This is a genomic window from Glycomyces rhizosphaerae (assembly GCF_042647865.1).
GTDB classification, from domain to species: Bacteria; Actinomycetota; Actinomycetes; order Mycobacteriales; family Micromonosporaceae; genus Glycomyces; species Glycomyces rhizosphaerae.
In genome coordinates this window covers 1048697-1067240 of record NZ_JBHRWO010000021.1, presented here as the reverse complement: position 1 = coordinate 1067240, position 18544 = coordinate 1048697, and the positions used below count along the sequence as shown (strand labels likewise).

Annotated in this window: 17 protein-coding genes; 8 read left to right on the top strand and 9 right to left on the bottom strand. The window is 69.5% G+C overall.

Translation table 11 applies throughout. The features are described 5' to 3' along the window. Positions 1–33: 33 nt before the first annotated feature. The gene (locus ACFO8M_RS25130) at positions 34–558 is read left to right on the top strand and encodes a DUF6448 family protein (RefSeq protein WP_387980608.1); all 525 of its coding nucleotides are present in this window, start codon (positions 34–36) and stop codon (positions 556–558) included. Between the two features lie 35 nt (positions 559–593). On the opposite strand, the gene galT is transcribed toward ACFO8M_RS25130, so the two are convergent. Together galT and ACFO8M_RS25120 are read right to left on the bottom strand one after the other, a co-directional pair. Further along, positions 594–1655: a galactose-1-phosphate uridylyltransferase gene (galT, locus tag ACFO8M_RS25125; RefSeq protein WP_387980607.1), complete on the bottom strand. Its 1062-nt coding sequence runs from the start codon at positions 1653–1655 to the stop codon at positions 594–596. Next, on the bottom strand, positions 1652–3094 hold the full coding sequence (locus ACFO8M_RS25120; RefSeq protein ID WP_387980605.1) for a glycosyltransferase: 1443 nt from the start codon (positions 3092–3094) through the stop codon (positions 1652–1654). The genes galT and ACFO8M_RS25120 overlap by 4 nt, the downstream gene beginning before the upstream one ends. Positions 3095–3296: 202 nt before the next feature. Between ACFO8M_RS25120 and ACFO8M_RS25115 the strand changes: the two genes are divergently transcribed. Both ACFO8M_RS25115 and ACFO8M_RS25110 read left to right on the top strand, forming a co-directional pair. Continuing rightward, positions 3297–3731: a universal stress protein gene (locus ACFO8M_RS25115; protein WP_387980604.1), complete on the top strand. Its 435-nt coding sequence runs from the start codon at positions 3297–3299 to the stop codon at positions 3729–3731. Between the two features lie 158 nt (positions 3732–3889). Then, positions 3890–4333 (top strand): universal stress protein, encoded by a 444-nt coding sequence (locus ACFO8M_RS25110; RefSeq protein WP_387980602.1) that lies wholly within the window; start codon positions 3890–3892, stop codon positions 4331–4333. 89 nt (positions 4334–4422) lie between these two features. On the opposite strand, the gene ACFO8M_RS25105 is transcribed toward ACFO8M_RS25110, so the two are convergent. Then, positions 4423–4863 (bottom strand): universal stress protein, encoded by a 441-nt coding sequence (locus ACFO8M_RS25105; protein ID WP_387980600.1) that lies wholly within the window; start codon positions 4861–4863, stop codon positions 4423–4425. Positions 4864–5111: 248 nt separating this feature from the next. Here ACFO8M_RS25105 and ACFO8M_RS25100 point away from each other — a divergent pair, with 248 nt between their 5' ends. From ACFO8M_RS25100 to ACFO8M_RS25090, 3 genes are all read left to right on the top strand, one after another. After that, complete coding sequence (locus ACFO8M_RS25100; RefSeq protein ID WP_387980598.1) at positions 5112–5276, top strand: hypothetical protein; 165 nt, start codon at positions 5112–5114, stop codon at positions 5274–5276. 205 nt (positions 5277–5481) lie between these two features. After that, positions 5482–6024 carry a hypothetical protein gene (locus ACFO8M_RS25095; RefSeq protein ID WP_387980596.1) on the top strand — a complete coding sequence of 181 codons (543 nt, stop codon included), beginning with the start codon at positions 5482–5484 and terminating at the stop codon, positions 6022–6024. A 243-nt stretch (positions 6025–6267) separates the two neighbouring features. Beyond that, entirely contained in the window at positions 6268–7587 is a 1320-nt protein-coding gene (locus ACFO8M_RS25090) for a DsbA family protein (protein ID WP_387980594.1), read from the top strand. A gap of 25 nt (positions 7588–7612) precedes the next feature. Here ACFO8M_RS25090 and ACFO8M_RS25085 read toward each other — a convergent pair whose 3' ends face one another. Then, positions 7613–10120 carry an excinuclease ABC subunit UvrA gene (locus ACFO8M_RS25085; RefSeq protein ID WP_387980592.1) on the bottom strand — a complete coding sequence of 836 codons (2508 nt, stop codon included), beginning with the start codon at positions 10118–10120 and terminating at the stop codon, positions 7613–7615. A gap of 159 nt (positions 10121–10279) precedes the next feature. On the opposite strand from ACFO8M_RS25085, the gene ACFO8M_RS25080 reads away from it, so the two are divergent. Next, complete coding sequence (locus ACFO8M_RS25080) at positions 10280–10660, top strand: VOC family protein (RefSeq protein WP_387980590.1); 381 nt, start codon at positions 10280–10282, stop codon at positions 10658–10660. Between the two features lie 50 nt (positions 10661–10710). Here ACFO8M_RS25080 and ACFO8M_RS25075 read toward each other — a convergent pair whose 3' ends face one another. Continuing rightward, positions 10711–11193: a MarR family winged helix-turn-helix transcriptional regulator gene (locus ACFO8M_RS25075; protein WP_387980588.1), complete on the bottom strand. Its 483-nt coding sequence runs from the start codon at positions 11191–11193 to the stop codon at positions 10711–10713. A gap of 241 nt (positions 11194–11434) precedes the next feature. Here ACFO8M_RS25075 and ACFO8M_RS25070 point away from each other — a divergent pair, with 241 nt between their 5' ends. Continuing rightward, positions 11435–12451 (top strand): LacI family DNA-binding transcriptional regulator, encoded by a 1017-nt coding sequence (locus tag ACFO8M_RS25070; protein ID WP_387980587.1) that lies wholly within the window; start codon positions 11435–11437, stop codon positions 12449–12451. A 54-nt stretch (positions 12452–12505) separates the two neighbouring features. Here the strand turns inward: ACFO8M_RS25070 and ACFO8M_RS25065 are convergent, their stop codons facing one another. The 4 genes from ACFO8M_RS25065 to ACFO8M_RS25050 form a co-directional block, all read right to left on the bottom strand. Next, entirely contained in the window at positions 12506–14872 is a 2367-nt protein-coding gene (locus ACFO8M_RS25065; protein ID WP_387980585.1) for a glycosyl hydrolase 53 family protein, read from the bottom strand. A gap of 19 nt (positions 14873–14891) precedes the next feature. Continuing rightward, on the bottom strand, positions 14892–16397 hold the full coding sequence (locus ACFO8M_RS25060) for an RICIN domain-containing protein (protein WP_387980583.1): 1506 nt from the start codon (positions 16395–16397) through the stop codon (positions 14892–14894). Positions 16398–16440: 43 nt separating this feature from the next. Continuing rightward, positions 16441–17688: an RICIN domain-containing protein gene (locus tag ACFO8M_RS25055; RefSeq protein WP_387980581.1), complete on the bottom strand. Its 1248-nt coding sequence runs from the start codon at positions 17686–17688 to the stop codon at positions 16441–16443. A gap of 37 nt (positions 17689–17725) precedes the next feature. Next, a partial coding sequence (locus tag ACFO8M_RS25050; protein ID WP_387980579.1) for a BNR-4 repeat-containing protein occupies positions 17726–18544 on the bottom strand: 819 nt, incomplete at its 5' end.

Here is an 18544-nt window from a genome sequence, read left to right as displayed (position 1 = left end):
CCGACGCGAACCTATGCTGAACGAGTAGTCGTCATGAGGAGGCGAGATATGCCACCGCACTGCGATTCGCTGGACGGCCCGGTCGCGACCGCTGCTCGGCGCGCTCTCGAAGCATCGAATGTCGACTTGGTCCTCCCGTTCGTCCCCGAGTCCGCCGAACCGGAGGTCCGGGCGGCCTTTCTCAAGACCGCGCGTGCTCGCGGGGCGGGTCCTGAAGCACGCGAAGTCGCCGATCGGTACTTCCTCGAAACGGTGGTACGCCTTCACCGGGCGGGTGAGGGCGCGCCGTATACGGGCCTCAAACCCGCGGGGCTGGACATCGGTCCGGCGATCCCATTGGCGGAGAACGCCGTTGAGTCCGGATCGGCCGACGACCTCTACTCGTTCCTCTCGGAGGAGTTGCACGCGCAGCTCGACGACCGGCTCCGCCGCGTCGGGGAGCTGCGAGCCGAGGCGGACTCGTCGGTCTCCGCGGCGCGAATGCACGTCGAGGCGATGCTCGACTTCGAGGTGTTCGCCCATCGGCTGCACAAGGCGATGCTGAGCACCCACCACTGAGCGGCGGCCTGCGAAGGACGAGGGGCTCGGCACCGTCAGCGGCCCGAATCCGCCGGCCGAGCCATAGCCCGCCTGAGGCGAGCAGCGGCTTGTTCGGGCGGCACGGGGTTGACCGCCATCCCGGTGCCCAGTTCGAATCCGGCGGCCACGGTGAGACGCGGCAGCACTTCGATGTGCCACGAGAAGTACGCGGTGCACTCCTCTCCGCTGGGGGCGCTCAGGATCAGGTAGTTGTACGGGACGTCGCCGAGCAGCCCGCGAACCGCCGCCAGCAGGCGTCGGAGCATCCGGGCGGTCTCGGCGAGCGTCTCGTCTGCGACGTCCGCGAACGACGCCTCGGCCTCACGCGGCACCACCCGCATTTCGTATGGAGCGGTGGACGCGAAGGGGGCGAACGCGACCACGTGATCGGAGGCGGCGATGACGCGCGTACCGTCGCTGATCTCGGCGGCGGTGACGTCGGTATGGAGGCGGCTGCCGCGATCGTCGTAGTAGGCGCGGGCGATGTCGAACCGCTGCCGGTATTTCGGCGGCACGACCGGGACGGCGATGATCTGCGAGTGCGGGTGTCGCAGCGAGGTCCCCGAGGTCTGCCCGTGGTTGCGAAACGGCAGGACCAGTCCGGGCCGGATGGCGCGGAGCGCGCGCGACCGGGCGCGGTACGCCGCGAACACGTTGGTTGCGGCGGCCTCGTCGAGGTCGGGCAGGTCCAGGTCATGGCGCGGCGTCTCGATGACGACCTCGTGAGCGCCGAAGGCGTCGGCCGAGATGAACGGTCCGTCCATGCGGCGCCGGGCCGGGCCCGGCCCGGCGGACAGGACCGGGTAGCGGTTGGGCACCACTCGAACGTCCCAGGTCCCGTCGGCGCCGGTCAGGCGCCACAGTTCCTCCGGAGTGCGGTCCTCGTTGCCGGGGCAGAACGGGCATTCCGGTTCGGTGACCGCGGGCCGGGTCGGCGCGGTGGTCGGCTCCGGTACCTGCCGCGGACGGCGAGCGCGTCCTGGGGCGATGACGACCCATTCGCGGGTGAGAGGGTCCTGGCGCAGCTCCGGCGTCGCCTCCTCCGATCCCGGTTCGACCGCCCAAGGCCGCCTCATGGCGCCCCTCGGCTCGCCGTGCGCAGAAAGAGCTCAGGGTTCTGCGCGAATTCCCGGGCGCAGGAGGCCGAGCAGAACCGGTACCGCTTCCCGGCGTGGCTGAGCTGATGGTCGGCGTCGGGGTGGAGCCGCATGCCGCACACCGGGTCGCGGTCCTCACCGGTGATCCCTGCCGCCGTCAGCGTCCGCGGCGGGGCGGGGTGCTGTTCGAGCAGGTCGGCGTAGAGCCGGAGCTCGTCGCCGATGAGACGGGGCAGCAGGAACCGACGCCTGACCAGCTCGCGGCCGGCGTGAGCGAGGCGGCGACCCGCGGCGGGGTCTCTCAGCAGTTCCAGGACGCGCTCGGCGCACTCCTCGACGCTGTCGACCAGGTAGCCGCCGACGCCGTCGGCGAGCTGCAGCGGAATGCCGCCCGCCCGGCCCGCGACGACCGGCGTGCCCTTCCACAGCGCCTCGGAGACCACCAGCCCGAATCCTTCGCGCAGCGATTTCTGGATCGCCACGTCGGCATGGCGCTGGAAGGCGTTGACCTCGATGTTGCCCACCCCGGTGAGGTTGGTGAACAGGTAGATGTCGGGATCGTCGCCCGCGTCCGAGCTGATCTCGTGGTACACCTGCCAGCCCTCGGGGTCGTCGAGCGCCATCGACCCGACCAGCGCCAGCTGTACCTCGGGCATGCGCCGCTTGACGATCCGATAGGCCGCGATCACACCGAGCGGGTCCTTCCAGTGGTCGAACCTGGACACCTGGAGCAGCAGCGGCCGGGTGACGTCCACCCCGATCCAGTCCAGCACCTCGGTCGCGACCCCTTCGTCGAGGTCCATGTTCTTGGGGCTGAGCGGGTCTATCGCGGGAGGGATGATCTCCACACGGGCGGGCGGGGCGTCCGGCGGAGCGAACGAACCGAGGGTGTAGACCGCCGCGTCGTACTCACTCAGCAACGGCACCAGTCTGGCGAGCACCGCCGGGTCGGGTGCCGAGCTGTCGATGTGGCAGCGCCAGATCCAGATCGCGTCGCGGCGGCCCACCAAGTGCCGCAGCATCAGCGGTTGCGGGTCGTGCACGACCACGATGTCGTAGGACTCCTCGACGTGGGCGGCCGCCAGGACGGAGGTCTGCTCGTAGATGTCCCACTCGGCCGGTGTCACGCCGCGCGTGCCGCCTTGGAGTGCATTGTGGATCGCCTTGGTCACCGCGAAGAACTCGTTGGAGCCGGGGATGGTCTTCCATCTGGCGACGATGCCGAGGTCGCGCAGCAGCGGCACCTCTGACCGCAGGATCTCGGCCACGCCTCCCCCGTACGCGGTCGCGTTCAGATGCAGCACCCGCAGCCCCTGCAGCGTGGACGCCAGCCTGCGCAGCTCCTCCACCGCCGCGTCTCCCGCGGCGGCCCGGTACTTGTCCAGGTTGTCGCGGCCCACTGCAACGTTCTGGAGCATTCCCCTCGCCTCCGTCGGCCGTCCGCGGAGCACGCATGCCGCGAAAGCTCCGCACCTTTGATTCTGACCCCCGTCGGTGGTCCGGGAGAAGGATTGGCCGGCCGGGCCCCTGCGCGGGTCGGGATTCGCGCATTGGGAAGTCCTGCTCAACGACCTGCGGCACCCTTAGGGCAACAGGGAGGTTCTCGTGGAAGCATCAGACGTGGAACGCCGCCACGGGCGGATCGTGGTGGGCGTCGACGGCTCCCCGTCGTCGATGCTGGCGCTGCGATGGGCCCTGAGCCAGGCGCACGCGACCGGGGCAGAGGTGGAAGCGGTCCACGCCTGGCAGATTCCGACCAGTTTCGGAGCGCCGGTGGCGCTGCTGCCCGGTGAGGATCTCGCCGCTGAAGCGAAGACGGCCCTGGCCACCGCAATCGAGAGAGTCGGAGCCGACGACCGGGAAGTCGCAGTGCGAAGCCATGTCGATCGCGGCGATCCCGCCACCGTGCTGCTCGAGAGGGCAAAGGGCGCCGACATGCTGGTGGTCGGGAATCGGGGCTACGGCGGTTTCGTCCGTTCACTCCTCGGCTCGGTCAGCGATCACTGCGTCCACCACGCCACCTGCCCGGTCGTCGTCGTACGCGGCGAGGAATGACTCCGGCTAGCTGACGCCGAACGGCGCGGCTGGGATCGGAACGGGGGCGGCCGTCGAAGCATGGTGCTCAGCCGGTCTTGCCGGCTCCCGGTCGCGTTCCCCGGCGCGAGCCGAGTAGCGGCACCTGCGCCCGACTTCAGTCCAGGAGAGGAGAACCGATGTCCCATCTTGAGAACGGACGCGGTGTCATCGTCGTCGGCGTGGACGGCTCGAAATCGTCACGGCTGGCGCTGGAATGGGCACTGCGGCAGGCCGAGGTCACCCGCGCGAAGGTCATCGCGGTCCAAGCCTGGGTGGCGCCGATCGACTACGCGACCGGTGGACTGCTGATCCCCGAGGAGCAGTGGATCGCGAACGCGAGGGCGTCACTGGAGTCGATCGTCTCCCACGCCTCCGCCGAGCGGCCGCTGGTGCCGATCGAGCAACGAGTCGTCGCAGGGCACCCCGCCACGGTGCTGGTGAACCAGGCCGAAGGCGCCGACCTTCTCGTCGTGGGCAACCGCGGCCACGGCGCATTCGCGGGGGCACTGCTCGGTTCGGTGAGCCGGCATGTCGTCCATCGCGCTCCCTGCCCGGTCGTCGTCGTCCCTGACTGGAAATGAAGGTTTCGCCGAGCGGCGGTGCGCATCGCCCGGCGACTGCGACAAAGGGTTCGAGCAGGCCGGTCACCCGTTGCCTCAAGGGCGGTCGGCTACTCCTCGGCCCGGATCACCACCACCGGGCAGGAGGCGTGCTGGACGCAATGCTGGGTGACCGAACCGAGCAGCGCGCCCGTCAACCCGCCGTGGCCACGATTGCCCATGACCAGCAAGTCCGCTGCCTTGGCCGCTTCGATGAGGACGTCCGACGCGTGCCCGTGGACGATCTTGTGCGTCACCTCCACCGGACCGCGCCCGGTGGTGGCCTCACCGATGGCCTCGGACAGTTTCACCGCGGCCCACTCCGCCGGATCGTCGTCGGGGTACACCGGGACCTTCGGACCCCAACCCTTCGATCCCTCCCACGCGCAGACCGCCTGGATCGCCGCACCGGTCAACTCGCCCTGGTCCAACGCCCAACGCAGGGCCCGGACCGAGGCCGGTGACCCGTCGACGCCCACCACGATGCGTCCGTGGCGCGCTCCTCGTGACATCGCCGCTCCCCCTTCGGCCAGACCTCGGTCCCAGTCTTCCTCCAATGCCACCGAAAGGGGTTGAAACAGCGTTTCGTTCGAGTGGCGACGGCGAAGAAATTCGCCTGACAGACTGAGAACGAAGGCCGACCTGCCCTCGCACGCGGCACACCTGGCCAGGTCTTTGACAAGGCGGTCAGCGCGCGGCAGCGGTTCTCGGAGCGGGGAGGGTCGCGCACCGACCGAGCAGTCCGAAGGGAATACCGGACATGACACTCATCTGGTTCATCATCTGGTTCATCGCCAACCTCGTGGGCACGCGCGAGCCACTGCTCTTCGACCCGGTCAACGCCTGGACCGGCACACTGATCCTGGCCATCGCCCTCGACCTGGGCGCCGCGCACGCCACCAACACCTCCAAGCGACGAGGGTGACCATCGACCGCCCTGGTGGCCGTGGGATGCCGCCTCGAGCGTCATCACGGCCGCGGCGCCGAGCGAGGCGTTGACCGGCCCCAGGTAGATCCCGTCGGACACGGTCGCGTAGCGCGCAGTTGGCGGGCCGTGCCGCACTGTTCGATCGAGGGCGGTGTCCGATCCGGAACGCCGCCCGCTGCGAACCCCATGCGAGAATCACTCGGTGCATATCGGCCAACCGCTGATCCGAGGGCTTCGCGCCCTGGTGTTCGCGGTGGCCTGCGTGGCCGTCACGGCCGCACTGCACTTCATCGCCAGCGGGTCGCTGATCTGCTTCGAGACGTTCGCGATCGCCGTCGCAGTCCTGACGCCACTGGCGTACTGCCTCGGCGGCAGGCAGCGCGGCATGGGCGTGCTCACGGCCGCGACCGCGCTCGCGCAAACGGGCATGCACCTCTGGTTCACTGCCGCCCCTGAGCATGCGCATCACGCAGTGCCCAGCCCCGGGATGATCCTCGCGCACGCGCTCGCGATGTGCGTCACGGCCCTGTGGCTGGCCCGTGGCGACGCCGCGCTGGCGGTATTCCTCGACCTGCTCATCCTCGCGTTCGGACCGGGCCTGTGGCTGCGCCTGCTCAAGGCGGAGGGTCCGGTCCTGCCGCCGCGCCGTTTTGCGGGCGCTCCTGAGGTTGTGCGTCCGCAGCTGGCGTTCCTCGCTGCGGCCCTGCCTCGACGCGGCCCACCGGCGGCAGTCTTCTCCCGCTAACCCGCTTCCCGACGGTGGCTCCCGCCCCGTCGGCGTGTCCGCGCCGCGGATGAGCGGTGACCTCCTCGCTCGTCTCCCACCCTGGTCGCGCCCTACGCGCCGACTCGGCCCGGCGGCGACGACGATTCAGTGCTGCCTGCGGCCCGGTTCGCGCCGGAGACGCGGCGGCTCGGCGGTCCCTTGTGCCCGCCCCCACAACGACTTCACGAATGCGGTCAGCCGCATCGAAAGGAACACCTGGCAATGGCAACCTCTTCACGAAAGCCAGCCGCCGCCGCACTGCGCAAGCAGCAGGAAGCGCAAGCGCGCCGCAAGCGCATCGTCTTCGGCACCGCGATCGGTGCGTCCGTCCTGCTCATCGGCGGTCTGCTCGGTTTCGGCATCTGGATGAACCGCGACGTCGACTACGACGTCAACGAACCGGCCGCGGCCACCACCGACACCTACGCCGTCGAGATCGGCGACGGCCCGGTCACGATCGACCTGTACATCGACTACATGTGCCCGGCCTGCAAGCAGTTCGAGGACGCCTACGCCGCCGATCTGCAGCGTTGGGTCGACGAGGGATCGGTGACGATCAACTACCACCCCATCGCCATCCTCAACCGCATGAGTCAGGGGACCGAGTACTCGACCCGTGCGGGCGCTGCGGCCGTGTGCGCCGCCGACGCGGGCGAGCAGGATTTCCTCGACTACACGCTCGCGCTGTATGCCGCCCAACCGGCTGAGAACACTCGGGGCCTCGACGACGACGAGCTGGTGCGCATCGGCACGGATGAGGCGGGACTCGACGCCGAGTGGGAGACGTGCGTCGCTGACGAGACGTATCGCGGCTGGATCGAGGAGGGCACCACCTCGGCGTCGAGCGAGCAGGGCGTGAGCGGCACGCCGACGGCGATGGTCGACGGCCGGCTCGTCGACTCCGCGACGTTCGCGGAATCGGTCGAGGCTGCGATCACCGCGGCGAGCTTATTCGCGGATCTCGAAACGTCCGCGACCGATAGGCCGCGGACCGGGCGCGGCCGTGGTTGGGTCGGCCGCGCCCTTACCCCGTCTCACGATCCCCTTTGCTTCCCCCGATGCCGCCGTTGCGGTCATGCCTGTTCACGGAACCGGCAACAGCTCGGCGGATCACCACCTCTTCCCGAAAGGAACTCCCCCGTGACATTCACGAGATCATGGCAGGCCGCCGGTCGTCGGCGGCGCGTCATAGCAGCGTTCGGCGCCACGGCCCTGGCTGCCACCAGCCTCACCGTCTTCGCCTATACGGCTACCGCGGACCCGGCGCTCCCCGCGTCACCGACCTCCTTCAAGGACGGTCGCTCTATCGTCCAGTTCGTCGACGAGCCTGTCGCCGTGTACGACGGCAGCGTGGCCGGACTCGAAGCCACCACCCCGGACGACGGCGAACGCATCGCCTTCGATTCGGATGCGGTGCAGGACTATCGCGCGCATCTCGGGAGCCCTCCTCGACCGCACCGTCGTGTCCATCGGCTCATGATCCCAAGGTCTGGCCTCCGATGCCCTTCCGCTGGGAGGGCATCGGAGGCCAGACCGCACTGAGACAGCCGTCATGTCATGTCCCGGTTCATCTTCCGTGTTCGAGGTGGCGGTGGAGGTACCGGCCGGTGAGGCTGCCGGGGTCGGCGCGGAGGTTCTCGGGGGTGCCGGTGGCGACGATGGTGCCGCCTTCGGTGCCGCCGCCGGGTCCCATGTCGACTATGTAGTCGGCGTTGGCGATCAGGTCGAGGTCGTGTTCGATGACGATGACGGTGGCGCCGTTGTCGACCAGGCGCTGGAGGACCCCGAGAAGGGTGCGCACGTCGAGCGGGTGCAGGCCGATCGAGGGTTCGTCGAAGACGAACAGTGTCTCGCTCTGGTCGCGGCCGAGTTCGGAGGCGAGCTTAAGGCGCTGCGCCTCGCCGCCGGAGAGCGCGGGCGTGGCCTCGCCGAGGGTGAGGTAGCCCAGGCCGAGATCGACCAGCGTCTGGAGCTTGGTCCTGACCCGGCGCAGGTCGCCGACCAGCTCGAGTGCCTGCGAAGCGGTGCGGGTGAGCAGCCCGGGCAGGGTGGTCCCGTCGCGTTCGTACCGCTCGGCGACGGGTGCGTAGCGCGAGCCTTTGCATTCGGGGCACACGATGTCGACGTCGGGCAGGAACTGCACGTCGAGCGAGACCTCCCCGGTCCCTTCGCAGCGCGGGCAGCGCAGCGACCCCGTGTTGTATGAGAAGTCGCCCGCGCTCAGGCCATCGGCCTTCGCTGCGGCGGTGGCGGCCCAGGCGCGGCGCAGGTCGTCGAGGATGCCGCTGTAGGTGGCGACAGTGGATCGGACGTTGGCGCCGATCGGGGTGCTGTCGACGGCATCGACGCGCTTGATCGGTCCGGCGTCGAGGCCCGCGATGTGCTCGGGCAGTGGGGACTTCGCGATCCGTGCTTTGAGGCCCGGGATGAGGCTCTCCAGGACGAGGGTGGTCTTGCCCGAGCCGGAGACGCCGGTGACGGCGATGAGGCGCCCAGCAGGGAGGTCCAGGTCGAGCGCGCGCACAGTGTGCAGCGGCCGTGTGGACAAGTGCAGGCGCCCGGCGTCGAACATGGATTCGCCGTCGGCGCGAGAGCGGACCTCTGCGCTTTCGCGTCCGGCGATGAACGGCCCGATCAGCGAGTCGGGGTAGTCGGCCATCCGGGCCGCGTCGCCGGTCGCCAGGACCTTGCCGCCCTGGCTGCCCGAACCGGGGCCGATCTCGATGAACCAGTCGGCTTCGCGCAGGATCTGGACGTCGTGGTCCACCAGGACCACGGAGTTGCCGTCGGCGAGGAGGTCGCGCATGACGACGATCAGGCCGTCCACGTTGGAGGGATGCAGCCCGATGGACGGCTCGTCGAGGACGTACAGGACCCCGGTGGTCTCGTTGCGGACCGCGCGCGTGAGCTGGACCCGTTGCCGCTCACCGGTGGAGAGCGTCGAGCTGGCCCGGTCGAGGCTGAGGTAGGACAGGCCGAGTCCGGTGAGCCGCCCGGCGATCTCGAGCAGCTGCGCACTGATCTCGCGGCCCATCCGATGCATGTCGGGCGGCAGCGAGTCGACGACTTTCGGCACCCAGGCGGTGAGCTCGCCGAGGGTCTTCGCGGTCGCCTCGGCGAGATCGACTCCATCCACAGTGGTGGATCTGGCGGCTTCGCTCAGCCGGGTGCCGCCGCAGTCGGGGCAGGTCTGGACGCTCAAGAACCGGTTCACCCGACTGAGGCCCTTCTCGCTGCCGGCGTTGCGCACCGCCTCCTCGACGGCGCGGCGGGCGTTGCGGTAGGTGAAGTTGAGATCGAAGAGCTTGCCGTTCTTCGACGGCACGCGGATCTGCCGCTTGACCTCGGGTCCGTGCATGACCGTGTCGCGCTCGGCGGCGCTCAGTTCGACGTACGGGACGTCGGTGCGGACCCCGAGTTCGGCCGCCACCTGCGGCATGACCGTCAGGCCGAACATCGACCACGGCGCGACCGCGCCTTCGTCGATGGTCTTCGACGCATCGGGGACGAGCGCCGCCTCGTCGACCTCGCGCACCACACCGGTGCCATCGCAGCGCGGGCACGCGCCGTCGGAGTTGAACGCGAACGTCTCGGCCCCAGGCGGATAGAACGCCGCGCCGCACTCGGGGCACGTCAGGTCCATGTTGAGCGCGACGTCGATCGTCGGCTCCTGCCGGTGGCCGTTCGGGCACAGGTGCGCGCCGAGGCGCGAGTACATCAGCCGCAGGTAGTTGAGCAGCTCGGTCGAGGTGCCGAAGGTGCTGCGCACCGAAGGAACACCGGGGCGCTGCCGCAGCGCCAGCGCGGCCGGGACGTGCTGGACGCCGTCGACGTCGGCCCGCGGTGCCTGCGCGAGCCTCCTGCGGGTGTATGTCGACAGCGCTTCGAGGTACCGGCGCAAGCCTTCGGCGTAGAGCACGCCGAGCGCGAGGGAGGACTTGCCCGAGCCGGAGACCCCGGCGATCGCGACGAGCTTGCGCAGCGGGATGTCGACGTCGATGTCCCGCAGGTTGTGCACTCGCGCGCCACGGACCTGGATCCGCATGGGCGGCTCGTTTGCGCTGGTCTCGGCCATCTCGCTGCTCTCCTCGTTCGGGCGCCCGCTTCGGAGAAGCTCTGCGCCTCCCCATGAGAAGTATTCCACAGAAGTATATTCCTTGGAATGCATTTAAGCTAAGCTCACACCGCCGGGCCGCATCCGCGGCTCGGCGAACACGAGAGAGAGGAAGGCGTCATGGGCGGTCCCGCCATGGGCTCGGTCGGCTGGTTCGAATTCGGCACCGACCAACCTGACAAGATCAAGGAGTTCTACGGGGAGCTGTTCGGCTGGCAGTTCAAGCTCAACACCGACCTGCCCGGGGTGAACTACCACGAGATCACCACCGCGCCAGGGCAGCCCTCTTCGGGCGGCGTCTTCGAGTCGGGCGGCCGCTTCCCCGACTACGCGGTCTTCTACATCCTGGTCCCGGACGTGGGCGCCGCGGTCGCCAAGGCGACATCGCTCGGCGCCGAGGTGACCATGGAACCGGTCACCGACGCGTCCGGCATCACCTTCGGCCGCCTGCGCGACACCGCCGGCAACCACTTCGGCGTCTTCTCCCCGCCTTCGCAGTAGAGCAGACGAACGGCCCCGCACACCGACCGGCGTGCGGGGCCGCCGCACGTTCAAGCGTCGCACTGCCGCCCCGGAACGGCGCGGACGGCGCCTCGGTCACCGGACGGCGCGCGCCCGGCCTCCCTGAGCGCGGTCAGCGTTTCGAGCGTCTGGTCGAGCTCCCGCTCGGATACGACCGATCCGATCCGGGAGGCGAGCTCGCGGTCGAAGACCGCGGCGGCCCGCTCCAGGCCCGCACGCCCCTCGTCGGTGAGCTCGATGAGTGAGGAACGGCGGTCGACGGGATTGGGCCTGCGGCGGCAGTATCCGCCCGCTTCGAGCTTGTCGACGACTTTGCTGGTGCCGCCGACCGAGATCGAGAACGCCGCGGCGATGTCCTGCACCCGCGCGGCGGGAAGGCGCTCCAACAGGTCCATGATCTCGAACCAGGTGAGCGGCAGTCCGCACTCCTCCTGCAGCCGGGCGTCCAAGGCCTCCCACAGCTCGACCTGGTAGTAGACCAGCTCATGGAAGAACGACTTCAGATCAGGCACGATATCGCTTCCCAGGAATTATCTTCAAGGACAGCTACATCCTACCCGCGGGGGAACGCGACAGGTCAGACCTCGCTCAGCCCTGCGCCGCCTGTTCGATTCGCATCGGAAGCCGCAGGTGCAGTTGGCATGCGGGTGGCCCGATAGACTCGATGGCGCGGCACCCGGCCGCACACGGTGGCCGCTGAGGTCATGGGCACCACTGGGAGCGACCGACGAACAAGCGAGTTGTGGAGGCATGGTGAAGCGCGGCAAGATCACCATGAACGATGTCGCCCAGCTCGCCGGCGTGTCGACGATGACGGTCTCCAACGTCATCAACGACCGCGTCAAGGTCAGCCCCGACGCCAGGGAGCGTGTGCTCGCGGCGATCCGCGAATCCGGCTATCAGATCAACGCGGCGGCACGAAGTCTCAGGTCCGGTCGCAGCGGGGTCATCGGGCTCGCAGTCCCCCAGGTCAGCAACGCCTACTTCGGGATGTTCGCCGAGCTGGTCATCGCGGAGGCGCGCCGCCACGGCTACCACGTCGCCATCGAGCAGACCGGCGCCGTCGCGGTGGGCGAGGCCGCCGCCGTCGCCCAGTCCCGCCGGCTCCAGCTCGACGGCCTCATCCTCTCGCTCGCCACGGCCGATGCCCAATCGGCCCTGCTGCCGATGACCGACCAGGGGATTCCGATCGTGGCGCTCGGAGAACCGGACCCGGCGGGCAGGTTCGACCATGTCACCGTGCCCAACGAGGCCGGCACCGCGGCGGCCACCGAGCACCTGGTCGACCAGGGCTGCCGGCGCATCGCGGTCGTCACCGGCGGGAACCTCGACCGGCTCACCATGTTCACCCGGCGCTACAACGGCTACCGGACGGCACTGGAGGACCGCGGCATCCGGCCCGACCCGAAGTTGCGGTTCGCCGTCGACACCCTCTCGCGGGAGGGCGCCCGCAGCACCGGGCATCGGATCGCCGACTCCGGCCTCGGCGTCGACGGTGTGGTGGTGTTCAACGACATGGTCGCCATGGGTGTCATCCGAGGTCTGAAAGACCGCGGTGTCAATGTCCCGGACGACATGCGCGTCATCGGTTTCGACGATGTCGCCGAGTCCGCGTTCTTCATTCCCTCGCTGTCGACCGTCAGTCCCGACCACCGGTGGAAGGCCGCCAAGGCGGTCGATCTCATCCTTTCCCGCATCGACGACCCGCTGGCCCCTCCCCGTGAATACACCGCCCCGTTCACGATCGTCCGGCGCGAGTCCACCGCCTGAACGCCCTCGTGCACGCCTGGCGGCCCGCCGTCGGCGGGCCGCCAGGGTCTCCGATCAGAGCCCGGCGCACTGACCGGTCTTCGGACCCCGGACATCGTTGTCCCATCCGGCCGGGGCCGGGTCGTTGCCGGTGCACGAGAGCGGGCCGCCGATCTCGTTTCCGGCGATGACGTTCCAACCGGTCGAGTCGGTGACGGTCACCGGTCCGTCCACTGTATTCGGAGCGCAGTCCAGCGCAGGGGCGCCGATGGTGACCGACCAGCCACCGGTCAGGGTCACCGGGCCGGACACGTCGGTGCCGCACAGCATCACCACACCCGCATCGGTTGCCGAAACGGGGCCCTCGAGCTGCGCGCCGTCGGCGATGAGTCCGGCGCCCTCGGCCACGTTCACCGGGCCGAACACGCGGGCGCCGTCGGTCAGGCAGGTGGTGCCCGAGCCGATCGACAGCGGCCCGTATCGCGCACCGCTCACCACCGCGTCGCAGGTGGGCGCGGTGTACTCGTCGACCACGTCCACGACCGCTGTGACCTGGCCGTACTCGGTGGTGCCGGAGACGGTGAGCTCGCCCGCGGCGTCGGTCGCGTCGGTCGGCACGTGCTCCCACTCGACCGGGACGGGCGCCGTCGAACCGTCGGCAGTGGTCAGGACCTTCACGGTGTCCGGCAGCGCGGGTGTTCCGCCGATCGGAACGGCGGCGAAGACGGTGTCCTCGAGGACGTGCACGGCGCGGCTCTGGTTGTAGACGTCGATGGAGGCGTTGGGCTCGGAGGTGTTCGCCATGCCCGGCACCGATCGGAACATCGACTGCCAACCGGCCGGCTCCCACACGAGCGCCCCGGCGCCCTGGTCGTCCACGACGTCGTTGACCATCTGGAACACGTGCTGGATCGCGTCGGCCTGGCCCTGGACGGTCCTGGGGAAGGTCGAGTTGGGCTGCGTGCCGCCGCCGGTCGCCGGGTACGAGGTCTCGGCGATCTCCAGCTTGTACTGCGGGTATGTGGTGGCGAGGGTGTGGAGGTTCGCCTCCATCTGCGCGAGGCTGCCGTGGTGCTCGGGGTAGTAGGAGAGCGCGAGCACGTCGAAGTCCTGGCCCTTGGCGTTGAGGCGGGTCGTCAGCTGGTCCCAGTACTCTCCCGCCTTGCCCATCCCGCTGATCCGCCCGACCACCGAGTGCAGCTCCACTTCAGACTCCGGTGAGGCGTCGCGGACGGCCGCGATGCCGGCGGCCAGGAGCGTCGTGAACCGGTCCCAGGAGTCCAGGTACAGCCGGCGTTCGGCCGGGTCCTGGGAGTGCCGGTACTGCCACAGGATGCCGCCGCCGGGCTGCGACTGGTAGATCGCGGCCTGGTCGCGGAAGTACGGCGGGTTCGCGCCCGCGTGCACCGCCTCGGTGGGCGGCGCCCCGACCGCTTCGCTGCCCCACATGAACCCGTTGGCGATCTCGTTGCCGACCGCCACCTTGTCGGGCACGGTCCCTTGCGCGACAAGCTGTTCCACATAGTCGTGGGTGTAGTCGTAGACCGCCGCGGTGAGCTCTGGGAACTCCAGCTCGGCCCAGGCCCGCGGTTTGGGCTGCTTGCCCGGGTCGGCCCATGAGTCGGCGTAGTGGAAGTCGACGCCGAGCCCGAGGCCGCGCTCTTCGACCCGTTTCGCCGAGGTCAGGGTCCGTTCAGGCCCTTGGTAGGGCACGGCGTTCGGATCGCCGGTGGACTCGTTCCGGGGTTCGTTGAAGACCCGCAGCCGCGTGTACTCCAGGCCCCGATCCCGCATGACGTCCAGCAGGAGCGGACCCGCGCCGCGGTCCTCGGCCTGCGGGTGCACCCAGTACCGGCGGCCGCTGGGATCGTCCATCCAGGACAAGTCCGCACCGAGTACGACATCGTCCCGGAGGTAGTTGAAGACCATCAGCTCGCTGACGCCGACCGCCGCTCCGGGCGAGGTTCCGGTGACGGCGACGCGCACGAACCGGGTGCCGGGCTGCGTGAACAGGTCCACGCCGCCCGCGCCCGGCGTCGAATGGGCCGACCGGTCCGCGATGGCCTCCCAGGACGCCCCGTCCGGGGAGGCCTCGACGATGTACTGGTAGACGGCGCCGGGATCGGGGAAGACGACGCGTACCTTGCGGAGGTTGTCGTAGGCGCCTCCCAGATCGAGTTGCAGCCACTGCTCCGTGCCGGATGATGTTGCGAGCCAGGCGGTCTCGGGGTCCTGGTCGATTGCGAGACCGGCCGTGTCGGCGCCGCTGGCGGCGGTCGCCTCCACCCACGGCTTCGCGGCGAGGTTGCTTTCGATGGGCTGGATGTCCGCCTCTCCGTAGAGAGCCGCGGCCGGAGCGGCCGGCCCGAGGGCGCCCACCAGCGCCCCGGCGAGTATCAGTGCCGCCGACGCGCCGGCGGTTCCGCGGTGCGGAGGTCTCATGAAGGGGTCCCTTCGGGGGTCAGCGGAACAGGCCGGCGGGCACGATGCCCTGGCGGCGCATCTCGTTGCGGACGAGCTGCGCGAACTGGTCGGCGCCGTACTCGGAGGTGTGGGTGTTGTCGCTCGCCTCGTTGGTGAGGAACAGGGCCTTGGAGCGCTCCGGGCCGAGCTGCTCGACCATCTGCTTGGTGAGCGCGGTCAAGTCGACGAGTCGCACGCCCTGCTGCTGGGCGAGGGTCCGCATCTCGCGGGGCAGGTCGGCGCCGACCCCGTTGACGTGCAGGGCGGTGCCGTTGTTGAGCGTTCCGTCGCTGTTGAACGAGCGGCGGACGATCGGTGTGACGAGGACCGGGACGCCGCCCTGGGCTTCGACGCCGTCGATGAGCCGGGTGAGGTTCGAGCGGAAGGTCGCGGCGCTGGTCTGCTTGTCGTTGTGCCCGAACTGGATGAGCACGACGTCGCCGGGGCGGATGAGCGGGCGCATGGTCGGGAAGAGCCGCGAGTCGGACAGGAACGAGCCGGAGCTGTCGCCCGAGTCGGCGTAGTTCGCGACCGACAGGCCCTGGTCGAAGTACTGCGGGAGCTGCTGGCCCCACCCGGTGTACGGGCGGGTGGACTGGTCGCAGACGGTGGAGTCCCCGGCGAGGAACAGCTGCGGCTGGCGTGCGGGCGTGACGGTCACGCTGCTCACGCGCGGCGCGGAACCGCCGAAGTACAGGTCGAGGCCCTGGCTGCCGGTGGAGCCGGTCGGCTGTCCTTCGGGGTTGCGCACGTTGACGGTGAAGCTCTCGGTCACCTGCTGCCCGGCGGCGGTGACCGTGGCGCCCAGCATGGTGCGGCGCGTCTCCGCGGTGACCACAGTGGAACCGGCCTGCGCGCCGCCGAGGACCACCGTGACGTCGTAGGTCCCCGGAGCCACGTTGTAGCGGCAGGTGACCGGCGACGAGCCGGTGCAGCCGTCGAGGCCGCCGCCCGGGCCGCCCTCGTCATCGACGGGGGTGAGCTGGAACTGCTGGTTGGTGCCGCCGTTGGCGGTGTACTGGCTGATGCGCGTGCCCGGAGTCGTCGAGCGCTCCCAGACGTCGAGCGCCTTGCCGGACAGGCGGCTGATGAACGTCGCGTAGCCGCCGCTCTCCTGCACCTGCCACTGCTGGTTGGTCGAGTTCTGGTCGGTGTACTGCGCGATCGTCGCGCCGTCGGCGAGGCTCTTCCCCCACACGTCGAGCACCTGGCCCGAGTGCCGGGCCTGGATCCGGTAGTAGCCGCCGCCGGAGTCGACGAACCGGAACTGCTGGCTCGGCGCATCGGTGCGGGCGTTCTGGACCAGGCGGGCGCCGGTCGCGGTGGACGCGTTCTCGATCTCGAACACGAGCCCTGAGGACCGCGACGTGATCACGTACCAGGCCGAGGTGTCGGGCGCGGCGGAAGCACCCGCCGGGGTGAGGACCAGGAAGGTGAGGACCGCTGCCGCGGCCGCCAGGACGGCGGCCGGCTTGCGCAGCCAACGAACGGTGGAAGACCGCATGACCGCTCCAATCTCGAGGAGGAAATGAACAGGTGTCGGAGGACTACTTCACGTGCCCGGCGATGGGGAGCGGGAGCGCCTTCGCGCCCTCGGAGACGATGCGGGCCATCTGGTTCGCGCCGTACTCCTGGAAGTGGGTGTTGTCGGCGACGCCGTTGGGGAAGGCCGGGTACTGGCCCGCGGCGAGGTGGAGGAAGACGCGTTTGGCCGCTTCGGGACCGATGCCGTTGAGGTAGGCGCGCGAGCGCGCCGAGAGGTCGATCGTCGCCACGCCGGTCTCGTTGACGAGTTCGTAGACCTTGTTCACGTAGTCGGGGAAGGAGACCCGGAAGTTGCCGCTGGAGTCGTAGTCGCGCCGCGAGACCGGGGTGAGCAGCACCGGGGTGGCGCCGCGCGCGGTCGCACCGGCCATGTAGTGGTCCCGCAGGTACATCTTGTAGTCCGCGGGCGAGGTGTAGCGCTCGGGCCGCGAGACCGTGGCGTCATTGTGTCCGAACTGGACGAAGAGGTAGTCGCCGGGCCGGATCGCGTTGAGGATCGTGGTCAGGCGGCCCTCGTTGATGAACGAGCGCGAGGAGCGCCCGCCGATGGCGTGGTTCGCCACCGTGGTGTTCGCGTCGAAGTATCCCGCGAGCTTCTGGCCCCAGCCCATCTGCGGGTAGTAGCCGGAGTTGTAGGTCTGCGCGGTGGAGTCGGAGGCGATGAAGATCGTCGGCGTCCCGTCGCCGGGCGGCGCGTCCACCGGCAGGGCCCGCCATTGCTGGTTGGTGCCGCCGTTCGAGGTGTACTGGGAAACGCGGTCTCCGGCCGTGGTGGACTTCGCCCACACGTCGAGCGCCTTGCCCGAGAGGCGGTTGACGAAGCGCAGGTAGGTGCCGTCGTCGAGGATCTGCCACTGCTGGTCCGTGCTGCCGTCGTCGGCCCATTGGACGACGTAGGCGCCGTCGGCCCGGTTGGAGTCGCGCAGGTCCAGGACCAGGTTCGAGTGGCGCGCCTGGATCTTGAAGTAGCCGCCGCCGATGTCGACGAAGCGGAACTGCTGATTGGTCGCGTTGGTGCGGTTCCACTGCACCAACGCCCCGCCGTTCGCAGTGGACTTTCCTTCGATGTCGAGGAACAGCCCGGAGTGGCGGCTTTGGATGAAGTACCAGGTGTCCGCCTCGAACGCCGCCTGAGCGGCACTTGGGGCGACCAGCCCGCCGGCCGCGGCGGCCGCCCCGGCGACGAGGCCGGCCAGCGATCGGCGGGAGAACCGGGCCTCGAACGGGCCGCCGGTTGCAGATGTGCGCATTCTTGCTCCAGATGTGAGAGGGAGTGGGCTGCGGCGACTACGCGGCAGCCAGGCTTTGTCCTGTCGCCCAGTTCAGGACGTCGATCTGCTTGCCGCCGTAACGGGGGGCGAAGATCGAGACGGTGCCGTCGAGGAGCCGGGCGTGGTCGAGGAGCGGGTCCGAGTAGTACTCCGCATTGGAGGTGTAGCGGGTGGTCCAGTCGGTCCAGCCCGGGGCCTTCGACGCGGTGTGGACGCTCAGCCGCCTGGTCGAGGAGTTCCCGGCGGCGATGTACAGGTTGTCGCCGGCATCGACGCCGATGTCGGCGCGGGTCATGACGCCCGCGTACGAGAGCACCTGCCGGTTCCAGGCCTTGGTGGGCTTGTCGCGCCAGTAGTGGACGAGCACCGACTTCCGCCGTGCACTGTCGAAGTTGCTGTCGCTGGAGGCCGAAGGGGCCATGTGGGAGGCGAGCACGTGGACGTTGCCGGCGCTGTCGACCACCTGCGACTCCTGGTTCATCAGACCCCGGTTCTGCCCGATGCCCACGACCCGCAGCCCGGCGGCGTCGGCGACGAGCGGGTTCGAACCGGTGGTCGCCACCACGTAACCGTTGTTGTCGCGCCAGGTCCGGCCCTGGTCCTTGCTGTAGGCGTAGTAGATGTCGTGGTTCGTGCTCGCGTTCGGGGTCTCGCGCACCGTCCATGTGGCGTGCAGCAGGTCGCTGGCGTCGAGCCCGGTGTCGTCGTACTCGATGCCGAAGAGGTACGCGTTGTTGTCGGCGCGCGTGCCGTTGAGGAACTGCCCCAGGTACTTCCAGACACCGTCCCGGTATTCGAAGAGCACCAGGTCGCCCGCGCCGCTGGCGCCCGTGCG

What these genes read in the sequence shown, in the direction of transcription:
- ACFO8M_RS25130 (WP_387980608.1), top strand. Translation starts at nt 34, where the DNA reads ATGAGGAGGCGAGATATGCCACCGCACTGCGATTCGCTGGACGGCCCG.
- galT (WP_387980607.1), bottom strand. Translation starts at nt 1,655, where the DNA reads ATGAGGCGGCCTTGGGCGGTCGAACCGGGATCGGAGGAGGCGACGCCG.
- ACFO8M_RS25120 (WP_387980605.1), bottom strand. Translation starts at nt 3,094, where the DNA reads ATGCTCCAGAACGTTGCAGTGGGCCGCGACAACCTGGACAAGTACCGG.
- ACFO8M_RS25110 (WP_387980602.1), top strand. Translation starts at nt 3,890, where the DNA reads ATGTCCCATCTTGAGAACGGACGCGGTGTCATCGTCGTCGGCGTGGAC.
- ACFO8M_RS25105 (WP_387980600.1), bottom strand. Translation starts at nt 4,863, where the DNA reads ATGTCACGAGGAGCGCGCCACGGACGCATCGTGGTGGGCGTCGACGGG.
- ACFO8M_RS25100 (WP_387980598.1), top strand. Translation starts at nt 5,112, where the DNA reads ATGACACTCATCTGGTTCATCATCTGGTTCATCGCCAACCTCGTGGGC.
- ACFO8M_RS25090 (WP_387980594.1), top strand. Translation starts at nt 6,268, where the DNA reads ATGGCAACCTCTTCACGAAAGCCAGCCGCCGCCGCACTGCGCAAGCAG.
- ACFO8M_RS25085 (WP_387980592.1), bottom strand. Translation starts at nt 10,120, where the DNA reads ATGGCCGAGACCAGCGCAAACGAGCCGCCCATGCGGATCCAGGTCCGT.
- ACFO8M_RS25080 (WP_387980590.1), top strand. Translation starts at nt 10,280, where the DNA reads ATGGGCGGTCCCGCCATGGGCTCGGTCGGCTGGTTCGAATTCGGCACC.
- ACFO8M_RS25065 (WP_387980585.1), bottom strand. Translation starts at nt 14,872, where the DNA reads ATGAGACCTCCGCACCGCGGAACCGCCGGCGCGTCGGCGGCACTGATA.
- ACFO8M_RS25060 (WP_387980583.1), bottom strand. Translation starts at nt 16,397, where the DNA reads ATGCGGTCTTCCACCGTTCGTTGGCTGCGCAAGCCGGCCGCCGTCCTG.
- ACFO8M_RS25055 (WP_387980581.1), bottom strand. Translation starts at nt 17,688, where the DNA reads ATGCGCACATCTGCAACCGGCGGCCCGTTCGAGGCCCGGTTCTCCCGC.